Genomic DNA, 19518 nt, shown 5'->3' with positions numbered 1-19518 from the left:
GGATCACCGGAGGGGATGTGACACGTACCGCTCTGCCGATATTTGGCACGATCTTGTTTGTGAGCGAACTGCTCGAGGGTCTGGCAGAGCGAGTGCGCGGTCAACCGACGTTGCCGTCGATCTGGAGATCCGAAAGGCTGGCCCTCATGGATGCTGACGCCACAGCCACGCCTGTGAGAACCATCGGCCCCTACACCCTCCTCCGGAGGCTGGGTGGAGGCGGCATGGGGATGGTGTATCTGGCGAATGACACTTCGGGGCGGCGGGTCGCCTTGAAGGTGATGCGTCCAGAGCTGGCGACCGAGGTGAACTTCCAGCGGCGTTTCCAGAAGGAGGCCGAGGCGGCACGGCGGGTGGCACGTTTCTGCACCGCCCCCGTGCTGGACGCCGGGGTGGACAACGGGCAGGCGTACCTCGTGACCGAGTACGTCGAGGGTCCCGACCTGGCCGCCGTGGTCGAGGCGCAGGGCCCGATGACCGGCGCCAACCTGGAGGCGCTCGCGGTCGGCGTGGCCACCGCGCTCGTCGCCATCCACCAAGCCGACGTCGTCCACCGCGATCTGAAGCCCTCGAACATTCTGCTCAGCCCGCTCGGCCCGCGGGTCATCGACTTCGGCATCGCGCAGCTCGCCGACACCCTGGGCACCCAGTCCGTGATCGGCACCCCCACGTACATGTCACCCGAGCACGCCACGGGGGAGCGGGTGACAGCCGCGAGCGACGTGTTCGCCTGGGCGGGCGTGATCGCCTACGCGGGCACCGGCAGCCCGCCCTTCGGCGTCGGCGGCGCCGCCGAGCTGCTGTATCGGATCGTGCACAACACGCCACGGCTGGACGGGCTCGACGACCGGCTGCTGCCTCTCGTGGAACGCGCCCTGGACAAGGACCCCACCCGGCGCCCTACCGCGCAGCAGGTCCTGGACCGGTTGCTCGGCCGCGAGAAGGTGGCGATCGAGACCGCCACCGAGGTCGTCAGCGACATCTGGGACCCGGTCGAAGGACCTGCGACGAGCCTCGCCGCCGACGCGCTGCGAATGCGGCGGCAGCGGCAGAGGTGGGTCGCCGCGGCGGCGGTCCTGGCCGCCGTGGCGGTGGTGGCGGTGCTGCTGGCCGTGCTGCGGTCGGGCGGAGTGCTCGACCAAACCACGGATGGCGATCCGCTGGCACAGCGTGTCGTGTCCCGGAACGGTTACAACCTGCACGTGCGGATCGACTCGTTACGTCGGGCCGGCAAGACCGTGACGGTCAAATGGTCGGTGAGGTACGAGCCGACCGACCCCGCCGGCATATGGGAACCGGGCAACGTTTTCGGACAGTCGTCGAACGGTCCTTTCCAGTACAGCACCGATGGCGTCGTGCTGATCGACACCGTCAACGGTGTAAGGCACGCCACGGCGAACCAGAACGGCTGCCTGTGCTCGCCCCTCTACGACAAGCGGTGGAAGAAAGGGGAGACCGCCCCCTTCTACAACTCCTTCACGGACGTACAGACGACGGCTGTGAAGGCGGACATAGACATTCCCAGTCTCGGGCTCTTCGACGGCCTGCCCATCGAAACCGAGTGACTGAATCAGTCCTGGGTGGGGAAGCCGAGGTTGATTCCGCCGTGGCTCGGGTCGGGCCAGCGGGAGGTCACGACCTTGCCGCGGGTGAAGAAGTGCACGCCCTCGGTGCCGTGCGCGTGGGAGTCGCCGAACAACGACTGCTTCCAGCCGCCGAACGAGTAGTAGGCCATCGGCACGGGAATGGGCACGTTTATCCCGACCATGCCGACCTGGACTTCGTGCTGGAAACGCCGGGCCGCGCCGCCGTCCCTGGTGAAGATCGCGGTGCCGTTGCCGTACGGGTTGCCGTTCACCAGGTCGAGCGCCGCCTCGTACGTCGGCACCCGCAGCACGGAGAGCACCGGCCCGAAGATCTCGTCGGTGTAGAGCGGCATCTCCGCGGTGACCCCGTCGAACAGCGTCGGGCCGAGCCAGAAACCCCGCTCGTCGCCGTCGATGCCCTGCTCGCGGCCGTCCACCACGAGTTCCGCTCCCGCCGCCACGCCCGCGTCGAGGTAGGAGGCCACCCGGTCGCGGTGCGCCAGGGTGACCAGCGGCCCCATGTCGCAGCCGTGCCGGCCGTCGCCGATCCGCAGCCGCGCCATCCGCTCGACGATCTTGGCGATCAGCGCGCCGGCCGCCGGCTCGACGACCACCAGCGCGGAGATCGCCATGCACCGCTCTCCCGCCGACCCGAAGCCGGCGTTGATCGCGGCGTCGGCGGCCAGGTCGAGGTCGGCGTCGGGGAGCACCACCATGTGGTTCTTCGCGCCGCCGAGCGCCTGGACCCGCTTGCCTGCCCGGGTGCCCCGCTCGTAGACGTACTTCGCGATCGGCGTCGAACCCACGAACGAGACGGCTTCGACGTCGGGGTGGTCGAGCAGCCGGTCCACCGCCACCTTGTCGCCGTGCACGACGTTGAGCACGCCGTCGGGCAGCCCCGCCTCGCTCCACAGCGCGGCCATGAAGTCGGCCGCGCCGGGGGTCTTCTCGCTGGGCTTGAGCACGACGGTGTTGCCGGCGGCGATGGCGACGGGAAGGAACCACATCGGCACCATGGCGGGGAAGTTGAACGGAGAGATGACGGCCACGACGCCGAGCGGCTGGCGGATCGAGTACGAATCCACCCTCGTCGATACATTCTCCGAGAAACCGCCCTTGATCAGGTGAGGGATGCCGCAGGCGAACTCCACCACCTCCAGCCCGCGGGTCACCTCGCCCAGGGCGTCGGCGAGGACCTTGCCGTGCTCGGCGGTGATGATCGCGGCCAGCTCCTCCTTGCGGGCGTTGAGCAACTCCCGGAAGGCGAACATCACCTGCGTGCGCCTGGTCAGCGACACATCACGCCAAACGTGGAAGGCACTGGCCGCCGCGGCGACGGCTTCGTCCACCTCGGCGGGGGACGCGAGATCGACGCGTCCCGTCACCTGACCCGTCGCGGGGTCGAAAACCTCGCCGCGCCGTTCGCCGGCGCCGCCCCACGGCCTGCCGTCGATCCAGTGCGTCGTGTGCGTCATTTCCGCTCCCCGGGAGTAGTGCGGCTCGCGCGGGCACCAAAGATCTTTCCGAAGGTCCGGCGGACCCAGTCGGCGATGAGGGATCCCAGCAACGGCATCAACCGCAGCGCCGATCCGTCCCTGGCGGAAGCCGGCGGACCGGCGACGTCCACCGCCGGAGAACTCGCGACCGACTCCAGGATGGCCTGCTCGATCCGCTCGGAGGTCTGGGCCACCATCCGGTTGCCGACCTGCTCGATCACTCCCTTGCCCATGGTGGCGACGCGACCGGTGAGCGCGAGATCCGTGCTCACGGTGACGCGCGATCCGGTGGCCGTCGCCGCCACCGACATCGTGGCCTTGGCGCGAACCGACCCGGCGGCGCCGCTCTCCTCGCCCTCCGCCTCGATCGCGGCGACCCTGGTGACCGGATCCGCCGAGATGATGCGGGCGATGCCGCCGTACTTCACGGTGACGGGACCGACCTTGACCTTCAGGGTGCCCCGGTAGGTGTTCTCGCCCAGCTCTTCCTGCAGACTCACGCCCGGTACGCAGGCCGCCACCCGGTTTACGTCCATCAGGTAGGCGAAGGCGACATCCGGCTCCGCCAAAATATCGAAACTATGCTCCAGGTTCACGGCTCGGTCCTATCGATAGCGGTACGGATCTCCGCCGGGAACAGCGGCATCGAGGTGACGGGGAACTCGAACGGGGACAGCGCGTCCTCGATGGCCTCGGCGATCGCCGCGGCGACCGGGATGATGCCCGCCTCTCCCGTGCCCTTGATCCCGAGCGGGTTCCAAGGCGAGGGGGTCTCCAGATGGTCGAGGATCAGCGGGGGCAGGTCGTCGACGGTCGGCAGGTGGAAGTTGAGGAAGCTGGTGGTGGTGGGCTGGCCGTTGTCGGCGAAGGTCAGCCGCTCCAGCAGCGCGCCGCCGATGCCCTGGATCAGCCCGCCGACCACCTGGCCGTCCACGACCAGCGGGTTGATGACCCGCCCGCAGTCGTGGACGACGACGTACTGGTCGATGGTGACCCGTCCCGTGCCCGGATCGACCTCCACCAGCACGCCGTGGGCCCCGCTGCCGAACACCCACTGACCGCTGCGGAAGTACTCGGTGGCCGACAGCGAGACGGGCGCGTCGGAGCCGGGCTCCCGGGAGACCCACGGGGTGGGTCTGTCCGTGCCGGGGTACTGGATGGGGTTGGCGCCGCTCGCGATGTCGGCCAGGCTCACCCGGGCGTTCTCGGCACCGCGCACGAAGACGTTCCCGTCCCTGGTCTCCAGGTCTTCCGCGGCGCATTCGAGCAGCACCGACGCGGCCGCGAGGATCTTCGTCCGCAGCGCTTGGGCGGCGGCGGCGACCGCGTTGCCGCTCATCACCGCGGCCCGGCTGCCGAACGTGCCGTGGCCGACCGCGGTGGGGCCGCCCGCCGCCGTGACCACGTGAACCCGCTCGGCCGCGCAGCCGATGACGTCCGCGGCGATCTGGGCGAAGGTGGTGGCATGGCCCTGCCCCTGGGACGGGACGGACACCTCCAGCACGATCCGCCCGCTGCTGTTCAGCGTCGCGGCGCAGCCCTCATAGGGGCCGACCCCGGTGCCCTCGACATAGGTGGCCATGCCCAGCCCGAGGTGGCGGCCCTCGGCCCGCGCCGCGCGCTGCCGCTCCCGGAACGCCTCGACGCCGACGTGCGAGAGCATCCGGTCGAAGCCCTCGACGTAGCTGCCACTGTCGTAGATCGCCCGGCTGCGGTCGTGCAGTTCGAGCCCCGTGTCGTACGGGAACGCGCTGGACGGGATGAGGTTGGCGCGGCGCACCCGCCACGGCTCCGTGCCCAGCCGCTTGGCGACCGCCCCGATCAGGCGCTCCATGACGAAGACGCCCTGCGGCCGGCCGGCGCCCCGGTAGGGGCTCACCGGCGGCTTGTTGGTGTAGAGCACCCGGCCGCTGTAGCGGTAGTGCGCGATGTCGTACTGTCCGGGCAGGTGTGTTCCCGTGACGGCTGGTACGGCGATCCCGTACGGAACGTAGGCGCCGGTGTCATGATCGAAATCGGTGGTCACCGCCAGGATCCGCCCGTCGTCATCGAAGGCCACGACGGCCTCGTGATGCTGTCCCCGCTCCTGGTTGGCGCTGATGAAGTGCTCCCAGCGGTCCTCGGTCCACTTCACCGGCCGGCTCAACCGCAGCGCGGCGTAGGGAACGAGCACCTCCTCCGGGTAGAACAGCATGATCTTGGTTCCGAACCCGCCGCCGACGTCGGGCGCGGAGACCTCCAGCCGGTCCAGCGGCACGTCCAGGATCCGGCTGAGCCCCTGGCGGATCGCGACCGGTGACTGGGTCGAATCGAACACGGTCAGCTTCTGCCGGCGCGGATCCCAGTCGGCGAGCACGCCGCGGCCCTCCAGCGGGCTGCCGCAGCTGCGCTCGATGTCCAGGCTCAGCGCGAGGGTGTGCGGCGCGGACCTGATCACCTCGTCGGGATCACCCCTGACCTGCGACACGACGGCGGCCACGTTGCCGGCGATGTCGTCGTGCACGAACCGGTCGCCGCGCCGGGCGTCGCCGAACTCGACGACCTCCGGCAGCGGCTCGTAGTCGATCTGGACCAGGTCCGCCGCGTCCTCGGCGAGGTAGCGGTCCTCGGCGACGATCATGACGATGGCCTCGCCCACGTACCGGACCCGGTCGACCGCCAGCGGCCGCTGGGTGCGCGGCGCCAGCAGGCTCGGGTGCGGGCCCAGCAGCGGCAGCGGGCCGTTCAGGTCGCCGAGGTCGTGGCCGGTCAGGACCAGCCGCACCCCCGGCGCTCGCCGGGCGCCTTCGACGTCGATGCCGGCGATCCGCGCGTTCGCGTGCATGCTGCGGACGAAGTGCGCGTGCAGCGAGCCTGACAGGTGGATGTCGTCGAGATACATCCCGTTCCCGCGCAGCAGCCGGTCGTCCTCCAGCCGCGGCATCCGCCGCCCCACGTTACCCGGCACCGCCTCCCACCTCCCTCGGCTCCGCGCAGATCTCGTCGATCGCGGTCATGATGGTGCGGTAGCCGGTGCACCGGCACAGGTGCCCGCGCAGGGCGTCGACCGCCCGCTCCTTCGAAACAGGTCCCTCCTCCTCCAGCACCGCGGTGAGCGACATGAGGATTCCCGGGGTGCAGAACCCGCACTGCAGGGCGTGGTTGCGCTTGAAGGCCGCCTGAACGCGGGAGAGCGGCTGCCCCGGCTCGGTCAGGGACTCCACCGTCCGCACCGGCTTGCCGTTCGCCTGCACGGCGAGCATCAGGCAGGCCCGTACCGGCCGGTCGTCGACGAGCACGGTGCAGGCGCCGCAGACACCGTGCTCGCAACCGACGTGCGTGCCGGTCAGGTCCAGCTCGTGGCGGAGGAAATCGGACAGCAGCAGGCGGGCTTCCACCTCGCGCTCGACCGGCTGGCCGTTGACGGTGGTGCGGACGTAAGGCATCGGCGGCCTCCTTAGCGCAGATCAGAGAGTGGACGGGTCGATGCCCTGCTTCGCGTACGAGGTGACGGGGGCGATCGCCTCCCGGTCGACGCGGGCGTCGATCAGCGTGGGAGCCTCGCTCCGCGCCGCGGTCGCCAGCGCGTCATCCAGCTCGCCCTTGGAACGTACCAGCACGCCCGCCGCGCCCAGCGAGCGCGCGACGGCTCCGTAGTCGACGTCGGAGAAGTCGTTGATCTCGGGGATGACGTTCTTCTCCACGTATTTCTGCAGGTGGTACTCGAAGGCCAGGGTGCCGTTGTTGACCACCACGATCGTGACCGGGATGCCCACCCGTACCGCGGTCTCCAGCTCGGCGATGTTGTAGCCGGTCCCGCCGTCACCGGTGACGCAGACGACCCGGCGCTCCGGCGCCGCCAGCTGGGCGCCGAGCGCTCCGGGGATCGCCCAGCCGAGCGAGCCCGCGGCCCGCAGGAAGGTGGTCCCCGCCGCACGCGCCTGGTAGAGGACTCCGGCCCAGGCGGCCATGTAGCCGGTGTCGGCGACCACGACGTCGCTGGGCGCGAGCGACTCGGACAGCGCGGACACCACCTCGCGGGGGTGCATCTGGCCCCCCGTCGAGGGCGCCTTGAGCGCGTTCTCGCGCCACCCGGCGACCCGCTCGCTCACCGAGGCCACCCACGCGGTGTCCCGCGCGGCCCCCGGGTCGGCGCCGAGCTCGGAGAGCAGGGCCTGGGCGGTGAGCTTCACGTCCGCCAGCACGTTGAGGGCCGCCGACGGGTCCAGCGCGTCCGAGCGGGTGTCGACCCTGATGAGGTCCGCGGCGGCGAACATCGTGAAGGAGTCGCTGGTCACACTGCCCAGCCGGCTGCCGAGCACGAGCACCAGGTCGGCCTCGTCCACGACCTCGTTGGCCACCCCGGCCGCGTAGCGGCCCACCACGCCCACCGCGAGCGGGTGCGCCTCGCTGATGGACGCCTTGCCGCCGATGGAGGTGACGACCGGCGCACGCAGGGCCTCGGCCAGCAGCCGCACCTCGGGGTCGGCCCCCGAGACCCGGGAACCGGACCCTGCCATGATCACGACTCGGCGCGCGCCGGACAGGCGCGCCACGATCGCCTTGACCGCCTCAGGCGCGGGAGCCGTCCGGTACTGCGGGGCCCGCAGCGTGGCCGCCGGGGCGTCCGGCGTGCCGTCGTCCTCCAGCGGCTCGGCCAGCACGTCGCGCGGGATGTCCAGGTGCGCGGGGCCGGGCGCGCTGGTGGCCTCGTGCATGGCGCGCAGCAGCATCGATCGCACGTGGGAGCCGCGGAGCGCCTCCCCGGCCCAGTGGGTCACCGGGCGGTGCATCGCCAGCTGGTCCAGCAGCTGATACTCGTGGCGGTCGCGGGTCGCCGCCGGCACCGAGCTGGTCAGGGAGACGACCGGGCTCATCGCCCAGTACGCGTCCGCGAGCGCCGAGGAGATGTTGGCCGACCCCGGGCCGTGCTGGCCGTAGACGAAGGTGGGGCGGCCGGTCATCCTGGCATAGCCGTCGGCCATGTAGGCCGCGCCCTGCTCGCTCCGGCAGGGGATCATCCTGATGCCCTGGCGCTGAAGGGCGGTCCACAGCGCGGGGTCGCCGCCGGTCAGCATGAAGAAGACGTCGATCTCCTGGGCCCGCAGGGTCTCGGCGACGGCATCGGCCACTCGTCTCACGTGAGCTCTCCTAAGTTCAATGATCAGATCTGGTACAGGGCGGGGCGCCGGCTCGTGGCCAGCCCCATCGCCGCGCGGACGGAGTCGAGGGCCGCCGGGTCGTACGGGGCGCGGGCCTGCTCGAAGAGGCCGTCGCCGGCCACGTTCAGAACGGACCCGTCGGGGCCGAACACGGCCGACCGCCCCAGGTATTCGGTGGTCCTGATCCCCGGCAGTGATTCCGGTCCTGCGCGGTTCGCCACGACGGCGTACACCGACTGCTGCAGCGCCATCGCCTGCATCTCGGCGAGGAAGGTCGGCGCCGTCCCCGCCGGTGAGGCCGTGGGCACGGCGACGATGCCGGCATCGTTGGCGCGCAGCGTCGACCATGCCTCGGGGAAGTGCCGGTCGTAGCAGATGAGCACGCCCATCCGGGCGAAGTCGAGGTCCCACACCACCAGTTCGGGGCCTGCCCGGAAATACTGATCTTCGAGGAAGACCGAACCGTAGTGGCGGACGTTGCACAGGTGGGTCTTGTCGTAGACGAGTGTCGCGTCGCCGGACAGCAGGCCCCGGCCGGGAAGCAGTTCCCCGGCCCGGTCGAAGACGACCGCCGCGTTGCGGGTGAGGCCGGGACCCGGCAGGCACAGGCCGGCGACGACGTAGCTGCCCGTACGCCGCGCGAGGCGGCGGTAGGGGGAGAACAGGCTCTCCTCGTCCTGGCCGGCCAGGGTTTCGGCGAGCCACTCGTGCAGGGCGGGGGCCACCGGGAAGTAGGGGACGTTCGCCATCTCGGGGAACACGATCAGATCGTGCCGGCCCGCCAGGTGGATCGCGTCGGCGTCGACGCCTCCGGCGGGCACCTGCGCCGCCGTCAGGATAGCCACGTCAGCACCCGCTCAGACCGTGTCAAAGGAGCTGGGGCCCCGCCGGATGAGCTGCCCGCGGCCAGGGCGGCTGATGGCACGCCCCCGCTCGGCGACCAGCTCGCCGCGCGAGTAGACATAGCGCGGCCAGCCGTGGCACTCATAACCCTCGTACGGGTCGTAGTCGGCCTTGGAGTGCATCTGATCGGCGGTGAGCACCCGCACGTCACCCGGGTCGATGACGGCGATGTCGGCGTCGGACCCGACCGCGATGACGCCCTTCTTCGGATACATCCCGAAGAGCTTGGCCGGGTTCGCGGAGGTCACGGCGACGAAGCGGCAGGGGTGCAGGCGTCCGGTGCGCACCCCCTCGGAGAACAGCATCGGCACGCTGGTCTGCAGGTTGGACACGCCCGCGGGGATCTTCCAGAACGGAGCCTCGGCCAGCTTCTGCTCGCTGCGCCACGGAGCGTGGTCGGTGGCGTAGGTGTCGATGTCGCCCAGCCGCAGGCCCTCCCAGAGCGCCTCGCTGTCCTCGGTGGAGCGGATCGGCGGCAGGCACACGAACTTGTTGCCCTCGGACTCGGGCAGCTCGTAGACGCTCTCCTCAAGGAAGAGGTAGACCGGCCGCGTCTCCACGAAGATCTTGTCGAAGCGGGCGCGCACCTCGCGGACCGCATCGAGCGCGGCGGCCGTCGACAGGTGCACGAAGTACACCGGAGCCTTGAGGAAGGCCGCGTACTCGGCGATCTTCCGGGTGGCGATCGCCTCGGCCTGAGCGGGCCGGGCCCGCGGCAGGTATTCCACGCCGGTCTGCCCGCGGTCGCGGAAGGATTGGGTGAGGTGCTCGATGAGGGCGCCGTCCTCGGCGTGCACGTTGACGAGGATGCCGCTGGCCGCCGCCTCCTCCAGCACCCGCAGGATGCCCGCGTCGGGCAGCTGGAATCCGGTCACCGCGCCGAAGACCTTGACGCTGGTGAATCCGTCGGCCGCCAGGGCGGGGAACTCCTTCACCACGGTGTCGGCCTGGTTCGTCACGACGACGTGCAGGCCGTAGTCGATGTTCGCCTGGGTTCCGGCCAGCTCCAGGTCACGGTCGACGGCGGTGCGCAGCGACTCGCCCTCCTCCTGGAAGGCGTAGTTGATGACGGTGGTGATGCCGCCGGAGGCCGCGGCCTGGGTGCCGGTGTCGTAGTCGTCGGCGTTGTGCGACCCGACGTAGCTCACCCAGTGGTGGAAGTGCGTGTGCACGTCGATCGCGCCGGGCGCCACGAAGCATCCGGAGGCGTCCACGATCTCGGCGGCGGGGGTGTCGATCTGGCCGACCGCGACGATGACGCCGTCCTTGATCCCGACGTCCTGCTGTCCCATCGACTCCGCGTTGACGACGATGCCGTTGCGGATGATGAGGTCCAGGGACTGGAGCTCGGACTGTTCGGGGGCGCTCATGCGGTGACTCCTCTAGTACTGATCTTGGAAAGACGGTCGAGCAGCGCGGCGATGAGGATCAGCGAACCGATCGCCACCTGCTGCCAGAAGGCCGTGACGTTCAGCAGCACCAGCCCGTTCTGGATGCTGGCGATCAGGACGGTTCCGACGACCGTCCCGGCGATGCTCCCGACCCCGCCGTTGAGCGACGTGCCGCCGATCACGACCGCGGCGATCGCCGCCATGAGGTCGGCCGCCCCGACGGTTCCCGAGCCGGCGTCCAGCCGGGAGGCGAGGATGATGCCCGCGACGCCGGCGAGGCTCCCGCTGAGCACGAGCACGACCGCCTTGGTGCGCCGGACGTTCACCCCCGACAGCCGGGCCGCCTCCGGGTTGCCGCCGACGGCGTAGATGTTCAGGCCGAACGAGGTGCGGTGCAGGACGAAGGCGAGCACCGCCAGGATCACCACGGCGATCAGGACCGGCGCGGGCACGCCGAACAGGCTGCCCTGCCCGATCGCGCCGAACTGGGGTCCCAGCCCGAACACCGAGGTGCCCTGCGTGAGCAGGTAGGCCGCGCCGCCCGCCACGCTGAGCATGGCCAGGGAGGTGACGAACGAGGGCACGCCCAGCTTGCTGGTGAAGAACGCGTTCACCCCGCCGACCGCGGCCCCGGCCAGTACGCCGAGCACCAGGGCAAGCGGCCAGGGCAGCCCGGCGGTCACGATGAGGACGGCGGCCAGGGATCCGGCCAGTGCCTCCACCGACCCGAGGGACAGGTCGATCTCCCCGGCGATGAGCGCCAGGGTCAGCCCGCCGGCGATGATCGCCAGGGTCGAGGCGGCCAGGAAGATGTTCAGCAGGTTCGACACGGTGGCGAAACTCGGGGCGGCCGCCGTGAGGCCGATCCAGATGATGATCAGGGCCGCCGCCGTTCCGCCGACCGAGGATCGCGCGCCGCGCAGAATCCGGCCGGCGCGCCCGGCCGGCGGTGCCGGAGCCCGCGTGTGCGCGCCCGGCGCCTGTTGGGTTTTCACGTGCCCTCCTGCCCTTCCGAGGGTCGAACCAAGGGGAATGCCAGGAAGCCTGGCAGAAACCCTCGAAACCAGTCAAGCGATTGGCCTGACCAATCCTTGATGAATGGTGAATCTTGCGGGTCTTCATCAGGGAATCTATCCTGAGCCGGCAAGAAACTGGTCAGTCCAGATGTTGGAGGTCGCCGTGAAGCCCGCGATGATGGAGTACTACGCCCCCACCGGGCTCGACGAAGCCGCGACCCTGCTGGCCGAGACCGCCGAGGACGGCGGCAAGGTGATCGCCGGAGGCCAGAGCCTGATCCCGATGATGAACTTCCGGTTGGTCCGGCCGCCGGTGCTGATCGACCTGGGCGGGGTGGCGGAACTCACCTCGATGGAGGCGACCGGCTCCCACCTGTCCCTGGGCGCCATGGTGACCACCGCGACCGTCGCCTCCTCCAGCCTGGTACGGCGCGACTGGCCCCTGCTCGCCCACGCGGCGACCTGGGTGGGCCACGACCAGATCCGCAACCGGGGCACCGTCGGAGGAAGCGTGGTCCACGCGGACCCGTCGGCGGAGATGCCCGCCGCCATGCTCCTGGCCGACGCCCGCCTCGAGGTCCGCTCGGCCACCGGTTCCCGCACCGTGGACGCGGCGGACTTCTTCTGGGGATACATGTCCACCGCGCTGGAAGAGGACGAGATCCTGGTACGGCTCTCCCTGGAGATCCCCCCGCCGGGCACGCGCTGGGGTTTCCGCGAGTTCGCGCAGCGGCACGGTGACTTCGCCGAGGCCGGGGCCGCCTGCCTGCTGCCGCCCGGCGGACGCCCGCGCGTTGTCGCGTTCGGCGCGGCGGACCGGCCGTTCCGGGCCGCGGAGACCGAGTCGGCGCTGGCCGCGGACCCGGCGGCCGACGCCGAGACACTCAGGCGAGCCGTGTCACGGGACGCGGAGCAGGCGGGAGTCGCGGACCGGGCCAAGATTCGCCTGCTCGCCGCGATGGTGCTGCGGGCCGCCGAGATGGCCAGGCAGTAGCGGTCTGACCAGGACGCCTCAGGCCGGTCGCGGGTTCGCGACCGGCCTGGCGAGCGTGGCGTGTCTCAGGCTTTGCCTGGGCGGAACTGGTCTTCCACCCGGGCCAGGTGCAGCAGCATGGCCGCCTTCGCCCGCTCCGGATCACGGGCCCGGATGGCCGAGGCGATCGTCCTGTGCTCGACGCCGGACAGCAGCCGGGACTCGGCGCTGGTCGCGGTCACCGCGAGCACCTGATACTCCAGATCGCGGATGCCGCGGATCACGCTGAGCAGCAGGCGGTTGTTCGTGCGGCGCACGATCCACTCGTGGAAGGCGATGTCGAGCTCGGGGAAGGTGCTCTGGTCGGAGGCGTCCAGCTCGTCGAGCAACTGGTCGAGCTCGCTGAGATCGTCCTCCGGCAGGTGCAGCGCCGCCATCGCCGCGGCCTGCGGTTCGAGGAAGCGCCGCACCTCGAACAGGTCGATCTCCGAGCCGCGAACCAGCCGGAACGCGTAGCTCAGCGGAGCCAGGAGGAACTCCGGGCTCAGATCCGTGACGTAGGTGCCCGCGCCGCGCCTGGACTCGACGATGTTGACGGCCTCCAGGCTCCGCAGCGCCTCGCGGACCAGCGGCCGGGAGACCCCCAGCCGGGTCGCGAGCTCCCGCTCGGCGGGCAGCGCGTCTCCAGGGGAGAGCTCACCGTTCAGAATCAGGTTGACGACATGCTCTTTCACGTCGTGGAGAGGGCCCGACACGGTCTTCACGCTACCGGAGGCCCGGTGCGGATGTGAGAGGCGAGGAGGGGGCGCCGTCACGGCATCAGACCGCGGGACGCATGGAGGAGGTTGTCGCATGCAGCATGATCTCCTTTTCGTCCGTCCCGCGGGGCAATTCGGCGACCACCGTACCGCGACGGAAGACGAGCACCCGGTCGCTCATGCCGCAGATCTCCTGGCCGTCCGAGCTGACCAGGATCACGGCCACGCCCGTGCGGCCCAGTTCGCGCAGGATGGCGTAGATCTCCGCCCGCGCGCCGACGTCCACGCCCGCCGTCGGCTCGATCAGGATGAGCACCTTCGGACGGGTCGCCACCGCCTTCGCGATGACCACCTTCTGCTGGTTGCCGCCGCTGAGCCCGCCCACCGGCGCCGCCGGATCGCTGGGCTGGATGTTGAAGTCGCCGATCGCCTTCAGCGCCGCCCGCCGTACCCGCTGGCGCCGCAGCACCGGGCCGGCGCCGCGGATCGAGTCCCGCACGGTCGGGCAGGCCGCGATCGTCAGCGCGAGGTTGCGCTCGATGCTCATGCCGGCCACCAGGGCGTGCGATCGGTCCTCCGGGACGAGGCTGATCCCTTCGCGCATCGCCTGCGCGGGGGAGGAGACACGGATCTGCCTGCCCTCGACGGTCAGCCGGCCGCGGGCGAGTGGACGCACGCCGGCCAGGGCCTCCGCGGCCTCCACCATCCCGGCGCCGACCAGGCCGGTGAGGCCCAGGACCTCGCCGGCCCGGACCTCCAGCGAGAGCGGAGGCGCGGCGCCGACCACGGCGCCGGAGAGCGTGAGCACCGGGGCGTCGCCGGAGGGCTCCGCCGTCGGCGGGTACATCGCCTGGACCGGCCGGTCCAGCATCGCGGCGATCATGGAGCCCACGTCCAGGTTCGCCTTGCCGAGCCGTTCCACGACCGCGCCGTTGCGCAGCACCGTGGCCCGGTCGCACAGCGTGGTGATCTCGTCCAGGCGGTGGCTGACGTAGACCAGCCCCACGCCGCGTTCGCGCATGTCCCGCAGGCGGTCGAACAGGGCGTCACGGTCGGCCGCGGTCAGCGAGGCCGTGGGTTCGTCGAGAATCAGCACCTTGGCGTCGGTGGCCAGCGCGCGGGCGATCTGCACCAGCTGGGCTTCGGGCACCGACAGCGCGGAGACCGGCGTCGTGACGTCGAAGTCCAGCCCCATCAGCGCCAGCGCCTCCTCGACGATGGGCCTGGCGCCACGCCGGTTGAGCATCCCCCACCGCGTCGTGCGCCGCGCCGCCCGGGACTCGCCCAGCAGGAAGTTCTCCAGGATGCTCAGCCCTTCCACCAGCGGCAGGTGCTGGTGGATGGCGTAGATGCCGAGCTTCTCCGCGTGCAGCGGATCGCGCAGGGCCGTCTGCTCGCCGTTGACTTCCAGCCGCCCCCCGTCGTGGTCGGGGGAGTGCACGCCGGTCAGCACCTTGATGAGGGTCGACTTGCCGGCTCCGTTCTCCCCGACCAGGGCGTGGATCTCACCCGGCTCGAGGGTGAAGCTCACCCTGTCCAGCGCCCTGAGACTGGAGTAGGTCTTGCTGACCTCGACGGCGTTGAGGAGCGTCGCCGCTGTCATCAGCATGTGCCCGAGATGGCCTTGGTGACGCGCGCCCGGAGCAGGTCGTCCACCTCGAACGGCTTGCCGTTCACCGTCACGCTCGTCGCGCCCTGCTCGATCTCCTTGAGGTGCGCGGTCGTCAGCAGCGTGATGGGCGGCTCGATCTTGGCGGGAACCTTCTCGCCCTTGATGGTGGCCAGGGACGCGTCGATGAACTCGGCCCCGATCAGGTCCAGGAACAGGACCCCGTCGGCGGCGAAGGTGCCCTGGTAGGTCGCCTGCAGGCCGATGCACGTGCCGTTGTAGCCGATGAGGGTCACCTTGCCTTCCAGCTTGCGGGCACGCAGGGCGGACAGCGCTCCGAACGCCATCTCGTCGTTGTCGGCGAAGATGGCGTCGATGTCGGAGTTGGCGGTGAGCAGGTCCGTCGTCACCCGCAGGGCCTTGTCCCGGGCCCAGTCGGCGGGCTGGCGGGCGACCACCTTGGCGTCCGGCGCGGTCTCGGCCAGGCCCTGCTCGAAACCGTTCGCCCGCTCGATCCCCGGCGTGTCCGCCGGGGCCCCCTCCAGCACGAGAACGCGGCCGGATCCGCCGAGCTGCTCGCCGAGCCACCGGCCGGCGACCTTCCCGCCCTCGGTCTCGTTTCCGATGAGCGAGGAGACGACCAGGCCGTTGCCCTGGGTGCCGGGCACCTCCGACTGGAGGATGAAGACCGGGATGTTCGCCTGCTTGGCCTGCTGAAGCATCGGCATGATCTGCTGTTTGTCCCACGGCTCGATGCCGAGGGCGTCGACCTTCCGGGAGATCATGGTCTGCACCTTGCTGATCATGTCCTGCATGTTGGCGCTGTCCTGGGCCAACAATTCCACATTGGCGTGCTTACCGGCCTGCGCGATGGCGGCGTCGGCCATGTCCTTGATCGCGGGGTTGTCCCACGCTTGCGTCACCATCCCGATAGTGGTCTTACCAGTTCCGGTTGATGTCTCTTCTGTGGCGCAGGCGGTGGGGAGGATGAAGAGGACGCCTGCCGCTATGATTGTCCAACGACGCATGATCTATCTCCAGTGACCAGGGAGGGGAGTCGCTAGTTGGCGGTTGGTGGTGCGGTTGAGCGTGCCACCGGGGTGTAGCCCTGTCAAGATTTGGCCTGACCAATTTTCTGGAGTGATGTGCTGTCGTGCGCCGACATGGGGTCTCGGAGCGTGGACGGTCACACGGAATCGGGAAAACGGAAGCTAGGGTTGACCTGGCAGATTCCGTGAGTGTGAGAGTGGATCATGACGACCTTCGATGAGCTGTACTCGTTGTTGTCCGAGCGGGCGCGTACCAGGCCGGAAGGGTCGGGGACGGTGGCGGCGCTGGACGCTGGGGTGCATGCCATCGGGAAGAAGATCGTGGAAGAGGCCGCTGAGGTGTGGATGGCGGCGGAGCACGAGTCGGCGGATCGGGCTGCTGAGGAGATCTCGCAGTTGCTGTATCACCTGCAGGTGCTGATGGTGGCGCGGGGAATCGGGTTGGACCAGGTGTACAAGCATCTGTAGGACTCCGCGTGAGTCCGGCAACCCAGGTAAACCAGGTGAAGATCCGATGCCGAGGGGCGAATCATGTTGCGTCTAGCCGTACCGAACAAGGGTGCTCTTACCGAGGCCGCCCAGACCATTCTCAAAGAGGCCGGATACCGGCCGCGGAAGGACAGCAAGGAGCTGGTGGTCGTCGACCCCGAGAACTCCACTGAGCTGTTCTTCCTGCGCCCGCGGGATATCGCCGTGTATGTGGGGGAGGGCACCCTCGACGCCGGGATCACCGGGCGGGACATGCTGTTCGACTCGGGGGCTCCGGCGGAGGAGGTCGTGCCGCTCGGGTTCGGGCGGTCGACGTTCCGGTTCGCGTCGACGCCGGGGGCGTACACCGGTGTCGAGGATCTGATGGGGAAGCGGATCGCCACGTCGTACGCGGGACTGCTCGGCAAGTATCTCGCGGACCAGGGCGTGGACGCGCGGGTGATCAAGCTGGACGGGGCGGTGGAGACGGCGCTGCGGCTGGGGGTCGCCGACGCGGTCGCCGATGTCGTGGAGACGGGGACGACGCTGAGGAATGTCGGGCTTGAGGTGTTCGGGGAGCCGATCGCGAAGTCCGAGGCGGTGCTGATCAAGCAGGTGGGGGCGGCGGACAATCCCATATTCCAGCAGTTCGTGCGGCGGTTGCAGGGCGTTCTGGTCGCGCGGGACTACGTGATGATGGACTACGACATCCGGGCTGAGCGGATCGATGAGGCGATCGACATCACGCCGGGGATGGAAGGGCCGACGGTTTCGCCGCTGCACCGGGAGGGCTGGGTGGCGGTGCGGGCCATGGTGCCGCGCAAGGGCCACCAGTCGATCATGGATCAGCTCTGGGACCTGGGCGCGAAGGCCATCCTGGTGACCGATATCTACGCCTGCCGCTTGTAGTTCGCGAAGCGGCGGACAACGCGGGTTCGCGCGCGGACAATTGTCACCGTGAGTAGTGGCGCGCGTGTGAAACGTAGGCGGGTCCTGTACGGCGGAGCGGTGCTCGCGGGCGGGCTCCTGGCGGGCGCCGGGTTCGTCGGCGGAGTGGCGGTCGGGTCGAGCGATCGGCCCGAACTGCTGCCGGAGCGGGCGCCGCGCACCCCGGAGGAGGCCTGGCGGCTGCTGATGGCCGGGAACCAGCGGTGGGCGTCGGGGCGGTCGATTCACCCGAACCAGGATGTGGCGCGGCGGCTGGAGGTGGCGGGCGGGCAGGCGCCGTACGCGGTGGTGGTGTCGTGCATCGACTCGCGGGTGCCGCCGGAGATGGTGTTCGACGCGGGCGTGGGCGACGTGCTGGCCGTGCGGACGGCCGCGCACACGGTGGATCCGCTGGTCACGGCCGCTATCGAGTACGGGCCTGAGGATCTTCGGGCGTCGCTGGTGGTGGTGCTGGGGCATCAGCGGTGCGGGGCGGTGACGGCGGCGGCGCAGGCGCTCAGCAAGGGGGATCGGCTGCCGGGTGGCATGCAGAACATTGTGACGGCGCTGCAGCCCGCGTATTCGCGGATGACCGGGCGGGGGCGGGTGATCGTCGATCCGCTGCTGGTGGAGAGCATGGTGCGGGATCACACGGTGAACGTGACACGGCAGCTCGCGCGGGATCCGCTGCTCGCGCCGAGGATCCGCAGTGGTGGGTTGCGGGTGGTGGGGGCGTACTACTCGCTGGAGACCGGGCGGATTTCACGGCTCCTGTGAGCGGTGTCAGACCTTCGCCGGCTGGTTGGCGACATGGCGGATCAGGTCGCTGACGTGGACGATGCCCAGGCAGCGGCCCACCTCGTCGACCACCACCAGGTCGTCGTAGACGCGTTCGGACTCCCGGCCCGCGAGCTGCATGGCGGCGATGGCGGGCGTGGTCTTGGGGACCAGGCGGGCTGTGTCGGCCACGCGGTGGGCGGGCTTCTTGGCGTGCAGGGCGTGGCCGTACGCGCCGGCCATGAACAGCAGGAAACGGCTGCGGTCGATCATGCTCTGCGGGCGCTGGTACTCGTCCACCAGGATGACGCTGGTGATGGACGACTCCGAGCCGAAGGCGTTGACGACGTCTTCGGCGCTCGCGTTCAGGGAGACGGTCATCGCGGGGAGGAGGAACTCCTGGACGCGAGGGCCGAGCAGGGCCGCCATCGGAGTGGCCTCGGGGATCGGGACGGGGACGTGGACGCGGCCGTGGGAGGGCTTCCAGTCGTGGGGGGCCAGGAGGGGGCCCTGGGCGAGGCGGATGCCCCAGCTCCGGATGGCGCCGAGCTGGGATTCGTCGCGGATGCCGGGAGCCAGGACGTGGGCGCCGATGCCGCGGGCCATCGTGACCAGGGATTCGGCGAGGGCGCCCCGGCGGGCGTCGCGGGGGATGCGGTCGACCAGCTGGGTGCCGATCATGATGACGTAGGGGGAGGTGTCGGCCAGGACGTCGAGGGGGAGCTGGCTGACTCCCAGGCCGCCGAAGGCGATCAGGTAGCCGGCGGCGCGCAGGCCGTCGATGCCCGCGAGCAGGTGGGGGCGGTCTTCGGCGTGGATGTCGCCCTCGAGGACCAGAATGACCTCGCGGGGGCGGCGGCCGCCGACGCGCATGGCCTCGTTCAGGGGGGCGAGCCCGGCGGAACCCGCGATGACGGCGGCGGCCGGGATGGACAGCACGAGCGGCAGCCGGGCTTCCTCGGCGGTGGCGGCCTGTACGGCGTGCACGGTGGCCGTGATGTCGGTCGCGTTCGCGCCGTAACGGCCTTCGGCGGTGACCTGGACCGCGATCACGCCGCCGGAGTCGAGGTCGACGACGGGCGTGAAGACGGCGGCGGGGCCACTGGTGTTGGCCTGGGGGTCCTCGTTGCCCGGCATTCCGGTGGCCGGGGCGGCGGACCAGGCGGGGATGTACCCCGACACGGTGAACGGCCCGGAGTGCGAATGTTCCGCGGACGGCGGAGAGGTCGCGACCGGCGCCGAGAGGGGAATGGGAACCGACACCCTTGAATTCTGGTCTCCTCGCAGGTACGGCAGCTGCTATAGGAAATGAAGTTCACCGACATTTCCCCGTTTGTTGCGGTGAATACCAACCCGTCCACCCTTGTCCCAGGGGCTTCGCCCCCTGCCCTCTGATTTGGTTGGCTGCGGTGGATCTCCCACCC

The 19518-nt window shown here is 70.2% G+C and carries 17 protein-coding genes; 5 read left to right on the top strand and 12 right to left on the bottom strand.

Annotation, left to right across the window (positions count from 1 at the left end; translation table 11 throughout):
- The first annotated feature begins 146 nt into the window (after window positions 1-146).
- Window positions 147-1565 carry a serine/threonine-protein kinase gene (locus Aple_RS53795; RefSeq protein WP_281361646.1) on the top strand — a complete coding sequence of 473 codons (1419 nt, stop codon included), beginning with the start codon at window positions 147-149 and terminating at the stop codon, window positions 1563-1565.
- A gap of 5 nt (window positions 1566-1570) precedes the next feature.
- Here Aple_RS53795 and Aple_RS36685 read toward each other — a convergent pair whose 3' ends face one another.
- The 8 genes from Aple_RS36685 to Aple_RS36650 are packed head-to-tail and all read right to left on the bottom strand — an operon-like array spanning window position 1571 to window position 11512.
- Entirely contained in the window at window positions 1571-3061 is a 1491-nt protein-coding gene (locus Aple_RS36685; protein ID WP_155349352.1) for a CoA-acylating methylmalonate-semialdehyde dehydrogenase, read from the bottom strand.
- Complete coding sequence (locus tag Aple_RS36680) at window positions 3058-3678, bottom strand: SRPBCC family protein (RefSeq protein WP_155349351.1); 621 nt, start codon at window positions 3676-3678, stop codon at window positions 3058-3060. The genes Aple_RS36685 and Aple_RS36680 overlap by 4 nt, the downstream gene beginning before the upstream one ends.
- Complete coding sequence (locus Aple_RS36675) at window positions 3675-6029, bottom strand: xanthine dehydrogenase family protein molybdopterin-binding subunit (RefSeq protein WP_246265007.1); 2355 nt, start codon at window positions 6027-6029, stop codon at window positions 3675-3677. Before Aple_RS36675 ends, Aple_RS36680 begins: the two co-directional genes overlap by 4 nt.
- Window positions 6019-6507 carry a (2Fe-2S)-binding protein gene (locus tag Aple_RS36670; RefSeq protein WP_155349350.1) on the bottom strand — a complete coding sequence of 163 codons (489 nt, stop codon included), beginning with the start codon at window positions 6505-6507 and terminating at the stop codon, window positions 6019-6021. The genes Aple_RS36675 and Aple_RS36670 overlap by 11 nt, the downstream gene beginning before the upstream one ends.
- Before the next feature lie 21 nt (window positions 6508-6528).
- Complete coding sequence (locus Aple_RS36665; protein WP_170321853.1) at window positions 6529-8202, bottom strand: thiamine pyrophosphate-binding protein; 1674 nt, start codon at window positions 8200-8202, stop codon at window positions 6529-6531.
- A 23-nt stretch (window positions 8203-8225) separates the two neighbouring features.
- Entirely contained in the window at window positions 8226-9068 is an 843-nt protein-coding gene (locus Aple_RS36660; RefSeq protein ID WP_155349348.1) for a carbon-nitrogen hydrolase family protein, read from the bottom strand.
- Between the two features lie 12 nt (window positions 9069-9080).
- Window positions 9081-10496, bottom strand: a complete 1416-nt coding sequence (gene hydA / locus Aple_RS36655; RefSeq protein ID WP_155349347.1) for a dihydropyrimidinase — start codon at window positions 10494-10496, stop codon at window positions 9081-9083.
- Window positions 10493-11512 carry an ABC transporter permease gene (locus tag Aple_RS36650; protein ID WP_170321852.1) on the bottom strand — a complete coding sequence of 340 codons (1020 nt, stop codon included), beginning with the start codon at window positions 11510-11512 and terminating at the stop codon, window positions 10493-10495. The genes hydA and Aple_RS36650 overlap by 4 nt, the downstream gene beginning before the upstream one ends.
- 184 nt (window positions 11513-11696) lie before the next feature.
- Here Aple_RS36650 and Aple_RS36645 point away from each other — a divergent pair, with 184 nt between their 5' ends.
- A complete protein-coding gene (locus Aple_RS36645; RefSeq protein ID WP_170321851.1) occupies window positions 11697-12527 on the top strand; it encodes an FAD binding domain-containing protein in 831 nt (276 codons plus the stop codon).
- A 65-nt stretch (window positions 12528-12592) separates the two neighbouring features.
- Here the strand turns inward: Aple_RS36645 and Aple_RS36640 are convergent, their stop codons facing one another.
- The 3 genes from Aple_RS36640 to Aple_RS36630 form a co-directional block, all read right to left on the bottom strand.
- Entirely contained in the window at window positions 12593-13261 is a 669-nt protein-coding gene (locus tag Aple_RS36640; RefSeq protein WP_170321850.1) for a FadR/GntR family transcriptional regulator, read from the bottom strand.
- 64 nt (window positions 13262-13325) lie between these two features.
- Window positions 13326-14873, bottom strand: coding sequence for a sugar ABC transporter ATP-binding protein (locus Aple_RS36635; protein WP_155349343.1), 1548 nt, complete (start codon window positions 14871-14873; stop codon window positions 13326-13328).
- Complete coding sequence (locus Aple_RS36630; protein ID WP_170321849.1) at window positions 14867-15799, bottom strand: sugar ABC transporter substrate-binding protein; 933 nt, start codon at window positions 15797-15799, stop codon at window positions 14867-14869. Before Aple_RS36630 ends, Aple_RS36635 begins: the two co-directional genes overlap by 7 nt.
- A 327-nt stretch (window positions 15800-16126) precedes the next feature.
- On the opposite strand from Aple_RS36630, the gene Aple_RS36625 reads away from it, so the two are divergent.
- The 3 genes from Aple_RS36625 to Aple_RS36615 all read left to right on the top strand — a co-directional run bounded on the left by Aple_RS36625 (window position 16127) and on the right by Aple_RS36615 (window position 18094).
- A complete protein-coding gene (locus tag Aple_RS36625; RefSeq protein ID WP_155349341.1) occupies window positions 16127-16390 on the top strand; it encodes a phosphoribosyl-ATP diphosphatase in 264 nt (87 codons plus the stop codon).
- A gap of 63 nt (window positions 16391-16453) precedes the next feature.
- Window positions 16454-17299: an ATP phosphoribosyltransferase gene (gene hisG, locus Aple_RS36620; protein WP_155349340.1), complete on the top strand. Its 846-nt coding sequence runs from the start codon at window positions 16454-16456 to the stop codon at window positions 17297-17299.
- A gap of 66 nt (window positions 17300-17365) precedes the next feature.
- Window positions 17366-18094, top strand: a complete 729-nt coding sequence (locus tag Aple_RS36615) for a carbonic anhydrase (RefSeq protein ID WP_155349339.1) — start codon at window positions 17366-17368, stop codon at window positions 18092-18094.
- Between the two features lie 6 nt (window positions 18095-18100).
- Here Aple_RS36615 and Aple_RS36610 read toward each other — a convergent pair whose 3' ends face one another.
- Entirely contained in the window at window positions 18101-19357 is a 1257-nt protein-coding gene (locus Aple_RS36610; protein ID WP_246265006.1) for an EAL domain-containing protein, read from the bottom strand.
- Window positions 19358-19518 lie beyond the last annotated feature (161 nt).

It is taken from the genome of Acrocarpospora pleiomorpha, from assembly GCF_009687885.1.
GTDB classification, from domain to species: domain Bacteria; phylum Actinomycetota; class Actinomycetes; order Streptosporangiales; family Streptosporangiaceae; genus Acrocarpospora; species Acrocarpospora pleiomorpha.
Note: the sequence above shows the minus strand (reverse complement) of the source record. Positions and strands in the feature narration are given on the sequence as shown.